This window comes from Pseudaminobacter soli (ex Li et al. 2025), assembly GCF_029892515.1.
GTDB lineage: Bacteria > Pseudomonadota > Alphaproteobacteria > Rhizobiales > Rhizobiaceae > Pseudaminobacter > Pseudaminobacter soli_A.
Genome location: NZ_JARXVF010000011.1, coordinates 119,028 through 126,909, shown reverse-complemented (window position 1 = coordinate 126,909; position 7,882 = coordinate 119,028). Strand labels below are relative to the sequence as shown.

General features: G+C 58.4%; 9 protein-coding genes. 2 read left to right on the top strand and 7 right to left on the bottom strand.

From position 1 onward, the window contains the following. Positions 1-480 precede the first annotated feature (480 nt). From M2281_RS27310 to M2281_RS27295, 4 genes are all read right to left on the bottom strand, one after another. Complete coding sequence (locus M2281_RS27310; RefSeq protein ID WP_280824358.1) at positions 481-993, bottom strand: GNAT family N-acetyltransferase; 513 nt, start codon at positions 991-993, stop codon at positions 481-483. Between the two features lie 88 nt (positions 994-1,081). Next, on the bottom strand, positions 1,082-1,690 hold the full coding sequence (locus M2281_RS27305) for an acyl-homoserine-lactone synthase (protein WP_280824357.1): 609 nt from the start codon (positions 1,688-1,690) through the stop codon (positions 1,082-1,084). 64 nt (positions 1,691-1,754) lie between these two features. Continuing rightward, on the bottom strand, positions 1,755-2,483 hold the full coding sequence (locus M2281_RS27300; RefSeq protein ID WP_280824356.1) for a LuxR family transcriptional regulator: 729 nt from the start codon (positions 2,481-2,483) through the stop codon (positions 1,755-1,757). A 174-nt stretch (positions 2,484-2,657) separates the two neighbouring features. Beyond that, positions 2,658-2,888, bottom strand: a complete 231-nt coding sequence (locus tag M2281_RS27295) for a helix-turn-helix domain-containing protein (RefSeq protein WP_280824355.1) — start codon at positions 2,886-2,888, stop codon at positions 2,658-2,660. A 204-nt stretch (positions 2,889-3,092) separates the two neighbouring features. Here M2281_RS27295 and M2281_RS27290 point away from each other — a divergent pair, with 204 nt between their 5' ends. Next, positions 3,093-4,355 (top strand): threonine synthase, encoded by a 1,263-nt coding sequence (locus M2281_RS27290; protein ID WP_280824354.1) that lies wholly within the window; start codon positions 3,093-3,095, stop codon positions 4,353-4,355. Between the two features lie 28 nt (positions 4,356-4,383). Here the strand turns inward: M2281_RS27290 and M2281_RS27285 are convergent, their stop codons facing one another. Together M2281_RS27285 and M2281_RS27280 are read right to left on the bottom strand one after the other, a co-directional pair. Next, positions 4,384-5,424 carry a PLP-dependent cysteine synthase family protein gene (locus M2281_RS27285; RefSeq protein WP_280824353.1) on the bottom strand — a complete coding sequence of 347 codons (1,041 nt, stop codon included), beginning with the start codon at positions 5,422-5,424 and terminating at the stop codon, positions 4,384-4,386. Beyond that, positions 5,414-6,364, bottom strand: a complete 951-nt coding sequence (locus tag M2281_RS27280; RefSeq protein WP_280824352.1) for a kinase — start codon at positions 6,362-6,364, stop codon at positions 5,414-5,416. The genes M2281_RS27285 and M2281_RS27280 overlap by 11 nt, the downstream gene beginning before the upstream one ends. Positions 6,365-6,817: 453 nt before the next feature. Between M2281_RS27280 and M2281_RS27275 the strand changes: the two genes are divergently transcribed. After that, positions 6,818-7,312, top strand: a complete 495-nt coding sequence (locus tag M2281_RS27275) for a hypothetical protein (protein WP_280824351.1) — start codon at positions 6,818-6,820, stop codon at positions 7,310-7,312. A 20-nt stretch (positions 7,313-7,332) separates the two neighbouring features. Here M2281_RS27275 and M2281_RS27270 read toward each other — a convergent pair whose 3' ends face one another. Beyond that, entirely contained in the window at positions 7,333-7,848 is a 516-nt protein-coding gene (locus tag M2281_RS27270) for a hypothetical protein (protein WP_280824350.1), read from the bottom strand. Positions 7,849-7,882: the final 34 nt, after the last annotated feature.

Genomic DNA, 7,882 nt, shown 5'->3' with positions numbered 1-7,882 from the left:
GGGCTTCTCAGAAGCGAACTTCCTCGCCGCCAGCGGCGCACCGCCCTCGTTGTTGAGGCGTATATAGGCCCCACCCTCCCAAACTGTCAACGCCAATTCGCTGCCCGTTTGAACTTTTTACGACACAAAGCGCACAACCCAGCAATTCCCCGCGGAAGGTCCGGCGTGGCACCCGCCCAATGACGGACGCACTCAGGCTCGACGACCCGAACAAAGGCAAACAGGGCCGGAATCAGGCATCCAAAAGCCGACGCGCCACCCTCCCCCGCGCGCCACATCGCGCGAGTCACCACGACAAGCCGGGCCTGCTTTATGGAAGCCCCCCAGCCGCCCCTGCCCTGGCGGGAACCGATTCCCGCAGAATCGCCAGGAAAGCCCACCTTTCAGTGCCGGAACCCCGGCCACGAGCGCTTGGCAACTCGAATCGGAACCGGTGCGGTTCGAGAAACTGCTAGCTCGTGTGCGGGTGCCGGATCTGGGCTACTCAACGGGGACGTGCTTAGCGGCCAACTCGGCCATACTGCAGGAGAGAACGACTTCCGTTCCAAGCCGCCCCTCAAGGGGGAGGCCAAGATCTTTGAACCCGCAGCGCAGGTAAAGTCGACTTGCACCGGTGTTGTCCACGTTGACGCTGAGCATCAATTTGGCAACGCCGGCACGACGTACGGCTACCCAACGCGCGGCAAGAACTAGCGCCGCGGTTCCGTATCCTTTCCACTGCATTTGCTTGCTGATCCGGAAATTGTGAACGGTGATCGCATCCGGGTCTGCCCAGGGCGGCAGTGCCGACCCTTCGCGTAACATGAAGAATCCTACGACTTCGCGCGCGACGATGATCACGAATGGATGGTGTGTTCGTATATCGGGCCCTCCCACCCTTTCGAGCACCCTCTCCATATTGCCGCCGGCAAAATCCTCGTCGCCTTCATCCAGCTCGATGCCATCCACTGGCGCAATTTCATCGAGTTCAAGCAATCTGAGAGCGATCTTCATACCCACGCTCGAATGAAGGCCGGCTTCGATCCGGTTGTCGTGTCAGCACGACAGACGTCCGCGAAGCTGTTCCACTCCCTGTTCAGCTTCATGCGATCACGCTGGCGTCATCCAACCCGTAGGCAAGACGCGTAGACGCTAATGCCTCTTCGCTAACCTGGATGAGCAGGGCCAGAATCCTGCCATCGGGATGATTGAGCACCTGCCCCAGCCGCGTTACCGACCAGCCAAGCTGCTCCAGCCGAGCCGGCCAAAAGGCCTCGCAGACAACGCTGAGCTGGCCTATCCCGAGGCTCAAACTTGCCTCTTGAAGTCCGCACAGCACGACGCCCGCTGCCCGCGAGGGGCTGCCAGACCTGCGCAAGGACGGTGAAATGAAGAACCGCGTCCATTCGTAAATGTCAGCACCTCTGGGCGGCTCACCATCGACGAGCATAGGGAAAACTTCAGAGAGCAAATGCGGTTTCAATGTCGGAACCAGACGGGAGCCGCCGGCGATGGTGCCGTCATCTTCTATGCCGAGCAGATAGATCGCGTCGTTGGTGTCGAACGCATCGATCTCCAATGGAATCGGCCGCTCGATCTGTCGCCACTGTCGTCCGCTGACGTAAATTTCGTGTCGGACGCGAAAATAGCGTTCGAGCTGATCTTGATACGCTTGGCGATTGGACCAATCCACAATGTGCATTTTGAACATGGCGCCCCCTGCACGAGGCGTATCCAAACGTAGCGTGTCCATCCATACCGAGATTTTGGGATTGTCAGGGCTGAATTTCCCCGCGCCGCATGGCTTCCACCACCGCCTGAACAGTATTTGTGGCGCCGTCCTTTTCTCGAATGTTGCTGAGGTGGCGTTCAACGGTGAACTTCGAAATCCCCAGAATACAGGCGACGTCCTCGGCCGCTTTGCCAGCCGCAATCCACGTCAGAACTTCTCGCTCTCGGTCGGTCAGCTTGTGATGAAGCGACCCATCGTCTCCCATATGCAATCTGCGAATGGCCCTGAAAGCCTGCACACACAGCATTTCAAGGGTTGGCAAGTCCTCTGCGGCAAGCTCAATCCATTCTCCTGCTGCGGTGACGACCGCTGGGGCGCGAAGGGGTGAATGAACGGGAACACATAAGCCATCCTTCAGGCCGAATTCTGTAGCCTCGTCCATCACACGCAACTGTCCGTCCGTCATGCGCTCGCGCGATAGTTCGTTCCAGAGAAAAGGTTCGACAGTGTAACGGCAGCGCAAAGCACAGGGATCGTGGAAGAAGTGGCCGCTGGCTGTGTACCGCTCAAACCATTCCCTAGGCCAACCATCATACAGAATTTGCTGCTGCCATGGCCCGTCCCTCGGCAAAGGCAATCCGGTAATCAGAAGGTGATGCAAACCGAAGGATCGAAGGACCGTGGAAAGTTCTTCTAAAATCTCTGTCGGTGCAGTTGCGGCGGCAATTTTCTCGAGAGCCCCGTCAAATCTCGAGAGCGCACGGATGTTCATCGCCGCGTCGAGACTCAGTCCATCACGCCACCTCCGATTTGGATAGTGGCAGCGTAAGGCGCGGCTTCGGGTTCTTTCAACCTCGTGGGGGCGGAATGTTGCCTATAGGTCGCATTTCGATCACCCACTTTTACGTGATGCTACGCACCCAAACAGACTTGCTCCGGCGCCGACTTACCTCTCCTCGTGTCCCGCCGCCGGATCCTTCAGAAGATCCGCTGGATCCACTTCCAACACCTTTGCCAACGCCTCGACCGTATCGAGCGTTGCATTGCGCCGTCCGGCTTCTGCGCCACTGAGATAAGCACGCGCGCAGCCAGCCAGATGAGCCAATTGCTCTTGCGACAGACGCCGCTCCCGGCGCAGTCGCTGAAGGTTCAAGCCGAATGTACTTCGAAGATTCATGCCTTGAGAATCCCTCATGTGCACTTTAATGCAACGCACTATAGTGCACATTTTCGTTGACACCTTTCGAGCATCCTGTTTGAACAATCGCAGCCTTTGAACCGGATGGAGACTGCCGGGACCTGACGAGGAGGGTCGATGCGGTAGCCCCATCCAAGACGCCGCCTGACGGGCCGAGAGATTTCGAAGAGAGGTTTCACCGACATGGCTACGATTGCCGGATACCGCTGCATCCGTTGCGGCGCCGAGTATACATACGACATCAAAATAGATTCCCGAGGCTGCCCCAAGTGCCTCGATCAAGCCCCCGCAAACCTCGAGCCGTTATATACCCGCGACAGCAATGCCCCTGGCTTCCCCGGCGCGGGAGGCGTTCTTCAAAATTCCCTATGGCGGTACGCATCTTTTCTGCCTCGCTCCGGCAGCCAGGTGGTCTCGCTCGGCGAAGGTTTGACACCACTACTGCACGCCGAACGAATTGGCGAGGCTCTGGGAGTGCCGCGGCTTTTCATCAAGGACGAAGGGCGCAATCCGACCTGGTCGCATAAGGATCGATTTTCGACGGTCGCGGTGACGACTGCCGTTGGTCAGGGCGCAAGAGTGCTTGCAACCGCATCATCAGGCAATGCGGGAGCATCACTGGCAGCTTACGCTGCTAGGGCTGGGCTCGGTTGCGTCGTTGTGACATTTGCCGGAGCTGCAGGCCCGATGGTTTCCCAAATCCGCGCATACGGCGCGTCCGTGGTGCCGATGGCCCACAAAACCGACAGATGGAAGCTTCTTGAGCGCACCGCCGATCGTCTCGGCTGGTTTATCACGTCTCCCTATCACAATCCCGTCGTGGGCAGTCACCCGATCGGCATCGAAGGGTACAAAACGATCGCCTATGAGATCGCGGACCAGTCTGACGGACATTTGCCCGACTGGTGCGTGCTTCCAGTTTGCTATGGAGACGCGCTCGCAGGGGTCATAGCCGGATTCCGCGACCTGCTCACTATAGGCAGGATCGCTCGCATTCCCCGGCTTGTTGCTGCCGAAGTGCACGGATCGCTGACAACCGCGCTTGAGAAAGGCCTCGATCGGATAGAGGAACGAGAGCCCTCCTTCGAAACGGTTGCTCTATCGATCGGCACGACGCGCAGCACCTACCAGGCTGTGAAAGCACTCCGTGATACCGAAGGTCGCGCTGTCTGCGTTTCCAACGGGGACCTCTTGTGCATGCAAAAGACGCTGGCGACCAAGGAAGGCCTTTTCGCCGAATTGGCTTCGGTCGCCCCCCTTGTCGCCATCCGACATCTGCGCGAGCGCGAGATCATAGGGCGCGATGATCGGGTGGTGGCAATCGTGACAGCAAGCGGCCTGAAAGACCTCGACATTTCGGCCAAGCCGACTGCCCCGTCGGCTTCGTTTGAAAATGTCGAGGATGCCTGGCAATGGGTAAGCAAACGGGCGGAGGGGAAGCGGTAAGCCGCCTGAAGCGTTTTCCGGCTCCGGCCTATTCAGCCCGGCGGTTCTGAGACCGTTGGACCTCGTCCAAAGATCTTCGTCTCCAATCAAACCGTGTCCATTCCCATTCGGCGCCGGGCTCGATTACAGAAAGTGCCTCTGGCTCGCTAGTGGCCTCGCACGGCCAGCCGGGAAGGGACGACAACCACTGGTCGTTGTAGACCGTATTTGCGTGACGAAATCCCTCGTCAGGCATGATTACTGCAACCACTGCACCCGGATTTGTCCTGGCTATCCATCCGCCTACGAGAGCAGCCGCTCCGCTCGTCGGCCCCATGAAAATGCCGTGATTGCGCAACAGCGAATGGGCCGAATGATATGCAGCGTATGCGCCAACCCAGTGGACTTCATCGACCAGGTGATGTTGGACGTTTTTCGGGATGACACTGTTACCGAGCCCCCGAAGCATGCGCTTGCCGACAGGCTGGCCGAAGAGCACGCTCCGATGCGTGTCGACGGCGGCAATCTTCAAATGGGGATAGAGCTGACGCAGAAAGGTGCCCGTCCCGCACAATGAGCCGCCAGTGCCGACACAGCCGACAAGCCAGTCCACCTGTCCCATCGACCGAACGAACTGCTCGGCGAGCCGGGCATAGGATAACCAGTTGCCTGCGCTGTCATATTGCCGCGTCCAGAAGGTGTCTGCCTCGCTTTCCATTATCGCCTGGAGATGCGCTAGCCTTCCAGACTGATTGCCATCACCACGTTCGTCTTCTATCGGCACGACGTTCGCGCCCAATCGTTCGAGCCTGTGCTGATAAGCCTGGTCAATCAACGTGGCGGCCGTCACCAATGTCAGCCGGTAGCCTCGCGCTGCTGCAAGAAGTGCTACCGCCATGCCGAATGTACCGGAGGTCGTCTCGACAATGTGGACGCCTGCCTTCAGTTCGCCAGACTTTTCCGCCCGATCGAGAATGAACCGCGCCGGCATCAGCTTCATCAACGGAAATGCAGCAGCGACAATGTTTGGGCCAAGCCGCGCAAGACGCGGTGTTTCCAAAGCTCGAAAATAGTCGATCTCAAAGTTCATGGGTGCCCCCTGCCCCATTGACCGAGAAAACGTCGATGTCTTGAAAACCGGCGCTCTTCAGAGCGGCAACGATCGCGTGAATATCCGCCCTTAGACTCACGGATCGAGGGTCCAGCATGAGGCCGAAAAGAGACCCGCTGTGCGCAACCTGGATTCCGAACGCTTGATGATGATGCGCAAGACCAATCACAAAGTCGAAGAACGGTTTGGGAAGATGCCGCTGGCTGATGTGCGCGCTCAGCGTCGCGGCCCGGCCGAGAAGACGAGGATCCTGGTATTGCACGGCTCGCGCGATCATGCCCCGCAGCACCCGGAACAGCTGGATCTCCTGGCCACTGTATCGAGCTGGCGCCAGCTCAATCGTGTTAATGCCAGAAGTGTCGTTAGCTTTGAAGCCCACGAGGACAAACGGCGGCAACGCACCGCCAAAGTGCTCCAGGACCACCCCTTCCCGTTGCGCAAAAAGCAAGGCTTCAGCTTCAAATGCGATCGCATCTGACGCAGTTTCGGCAGCCACCGCCAAACGACTGATCGTGGAAGGCAACAGTTTTGTCCCAAGAGCGGCCGCTACCGCACGGATTGAAGCAACGACATCGGCCGTTGACGAGCCATAACCGTGTCCCACCGGAATATCGCTCTCGATGCTGAGGCGACCACCAAATGTTGGATGCCCAAAATGCTCCAACGCCAGTTGCGCGGCGCGCAACGCCTTCATCCGAGTGCGCGGCTTGACGCTGAGTAAATTGTCCTTCTTGAGTTTGATGATCGCGGTAGATCGCAGACTGTCGAGTGGAAGCGTTACCAAACCGCGATGGAGGCGCCCCTGATCATCTTCGAACGCCCCCTGAAGGAGTTCGCCGTGATGTGCGTGCGCTTGCCCCTTTGCTGGCTTACCTAACGCGGCGCATTGCGACCGCGGACTTTCGGCGATGCATGTCATGACCCCATCTCCGAACTATAAGTCGTTGTTCGAATGATGGGCCTGATCGTTCGCTGCGTCACCTCCTGGAAACTGGTATTGACCTGGCAGACAGTCGCCTACTGTGCTGAAACGGCGATACCTCCCTGACAGGGTCAGAACGGCGGCTCGGAAGCTTTGCCAAGCCACGGCTTGGTACATGGCGCATGCGCGGTAGCTCGCGAGGCGTTAGCGACATTATCCAGCAGCACAACCACCCACAGCGCTGGCAGTGTGTCCCATGAGGCGGGCGCTGTTAGGGCAGTCGATGCCGAGTGGAACAGCGGAAGGACTATGCTTCAATAATCGCCTGACGTCGCTGGACTAAGAATTTATCAAATATTTGGTGCGTACTTTGACCACTACTGTTTTTGGCACAGGGTGATCGCAATGCGAATAAGACATATACTTTCTGTCGCATTTCCCGTAGTCGTCATGCTTGTTCTTGCTGCGGAACGTCTTGCTATGGTGTTGCTGGGGACGTTTCCCAACAGCCCTGAATTGTGGCGGGTGTGGCTCGTCCTCCGTCAAGCATCCGGTAATTTCTGGATGCTGGTGCACCGTTTCGTTGCGGTTTCGGTCTTTTGGGAAATCGCGGCCGTTGGCGTTGCAACACTCGCCATCTGGACGTTCCTATCGGTAACCAGACCCGTAGCGGTCCGGTTCCTTGCAAATCACGCCGCGCTGGTAGCGTTCGGCGCTATGGTGTTTGCCGGCCAGCAATCGATGGTCGCGAGCATCTTTGACCGCGTCCCGGTGCTAGAAGGCTTCCGCTTTCCTGTTGCAATCGACATGAACGGGCTAACAGTCGCAATGTTCATCATGGGCCTGTGCGCCTGTGCCTATTGCCATTTCTTGTTCCTGAGCACATCGCGGCAACGCGCGCGCGTCAAGCGGTTTGCACTGCAGGCGGTCGAGCGAAATCTCTGATCAGATCCTGGGCCAGGTTTCTACTTCACCTTGCGATAGTAGACCTTGCCGTCCGCGGTTTCGATCCGTTGATAGGCCGAACTCGGCGCAGGAAGGGACTGCTGCCCTTGAGAAGATGGCGCAACTGCCGGTTCGACAGCAACCTGGAATTCCGGCGCAGCCTTTTCGAGCGGCACGGTATCGTCTGATGCCGCGTCAGCTACCGGCGGCAAGCTCGTTTCCATTTTGCTCGGCGGGCTCGAACGCTCAATCTTGTCGAAGTGGTCGTTGATCTCGCTAAATCGACCCTGCAGGCCACGGTCGAGCTCCTCGAGCCGGGTCTGCATGCCGATATTCACCTTATCCATCTTTGCAATGATCCGGGCCTCGAAATCGGACAGCCCCTGGAGACGCTGCTCAGCCGCGCGTAATTCGCCAATGCCGCGAAAGAAATAGACGGCTGCGGCGAGATTGATGCCCGTCATCACGGCAGCTGCCGCGCAGACACATGCCACCAGCCGCCCAGTGCTGATCTTGCGGTCGAACAGCGAGTCCACAGTACCGGCGGGAGGCGCTTCAGGATCAGTTATC

Excerpts from the sequence above, each read along its gene's own strand:
- M2281_RS27295 (WP_280824355.1), bottom strand. The coding sequence starts at position 2,888 with ATGAATCTTCGAAGTACATTCGGCTTGAACCTTCAGCGACTGCGCCGG.
- M2281_RS27275 (WP_280824351.1), top strand. The coding sequence starts at position 6,818 with ATGCTTGTTCTTGCTGCGGAACGTCTTGCTATGGTGTTGCTGGGGACG.
- M2281_RS27290 (WP_280824354.1), top strand. The coding sequence starts at position 3,093 with ATGGCTACGATTGCCGGATACCGCTGCATCCGTTGCGGCGCCGAGTAT.
- M2281_RS27300 (WP_280824356.1), bottom strand. The coding sequence starts at position 2,483 with ATGAACATCCGTGCGCTCTCGAGATTTGACGGGGCTCTCGAGAAAATT.
- M2281_RS27305 (WP_280824357.1), bottom strand. The coding sequence starts at position 1,690 with ATGTTCAAAATGCACATTGTGGATTGGTCCAATCGCCAAGCGTATCAA.
- M2281_RS27285 (WP_280824353.1), bottom strand. The coding sequence starts at position 5,424 with ATGAACTTTGAGATCGACTATTTTCGAGCTTTGGAAACACCGCGTCTT.
- M2281_RS27310 (WP_280824358.1), bottom strand. The coding sequence starts at position 993 with ATGAAGATCGCTCTCAGATTGCTTGAACTCGATGAAATTGCGCCAGTG.
- M2281_RS27280 (WP_280824352.1), bottom strand. The coding sequence starts at position 6,364 with ATGACATGCATCGCCGAAAGTCCGCGGTCGCAATGCGCCGCGTTAGGT.